General features: G+C 43.8%; 1 protein-coding gene and 1 pseudogene. Both read right to left on the bottom strand.

Going from position 1 to position 1,081, the window contains the following annotated elements:
* On the bottom strand, window positions 1–856 hold an 856-nt coding region (locus R8N47_RS23700), incomplete at its 3' end, for a mechanosensitive ion channel family protein (protein WP_318185914.1).
* Window positions 857–917: 61 nt separating this feature from the next.
* A pseudogene (locus R8N47_RS23695) lies at window positions 918–1,081 on the bottom strand (OmpA family protein); the annotation flags it as partial.

The following is a 1,081-nucleotide window of genomic DNA, read 5'->3' as shown; positions in this document are numbered from 1 at the left end:
CGTCGTTCGATTCATCATTCGAAGCAGGAAAACGCTGCTCGTAAAGCTCCATAAAGTCCTGACGAATCAAATGCTCTAAATGGTTTGCCTTATCTGTTGGGCAGAAGATCATCACATGCACAATCTGCTCACCATTAATATGACTTGAAATGTGGATGTGCGGCTCTGCGCCCGGCAGATCAACGCCAGCATGCTTCTCGATCATGGCATTGTAACGATGTGCAACATCACTAAAGTAACTGCAATGCTCATCAATTTTGTCCGTTAACGGTGTCAGTAGCGGATACAGGTTGACGAAGTCTTTCACCACAATCGTGAAATTATGGTAAACATAACGCTTCATGAAGTTGAGGTTTTTAACCGGATAGGTGAAAAACATACTATTAGGCAACGTCGCAGTTTTACCCGTGTAATGGTATTGCCCGTGATGCAAATCGATCTCTTGAATCACGGTCGCCATCATGTTGTGTTCGATCACCTCGCCACACAACTTCCCCACTTCAATCCAATCACCCACTCGAAACGAGCGCGAACTTGCACGTTGAATCGAGCCTGTAAAACACAAAATGATCTCTTTCGATGCCACCACAATAGCAACCGCAATCGCTGTAACACTGAGCGCAAACTCACTGATTTCTGATTGCCAGAGGATAAACAGGATCAGCAATGTGAACGCAAACGTACCGTTTTTGGTTCTCGACATCCAACTGCGTTGATCTTCGGTTAAAAAGGCATGATCACCGCGAATCATCGACAAAATTGAACGACGTACCAACCACATAAAAAACAAAATTAATGTGGTAAACAGCATTTTGTGCGTGAGAAGAAAATCGACGACCAACTGCACTTTCTCCATTACCCAGCTCCCTTGTTACAGACTTATTATCTTTCGAATAGTAATGGGTAACCATAACAAATTATTCTGTCAGTTGTCCGTGTTCACTCTCTTTAAATACGATAAAGGCACGTCGATTCAGTGCGTTTGCTTCCGAAGTCGTTTGATTTATGACCGGTTGCAGTTCACCAAACGCTTTGACCTCCCAAACAAGCCGCGACGCATCAAGTTTGGTCTTGAGATATT

It is taken from the genome of Vibrio sp. 2132-1, from assembly GCF_033344315.1.
The sequence above is the reverse complement of the archived record's forward strand: the minus strand, read 5'-3'. Positions and strand labels throughout refer to the sequence as shown.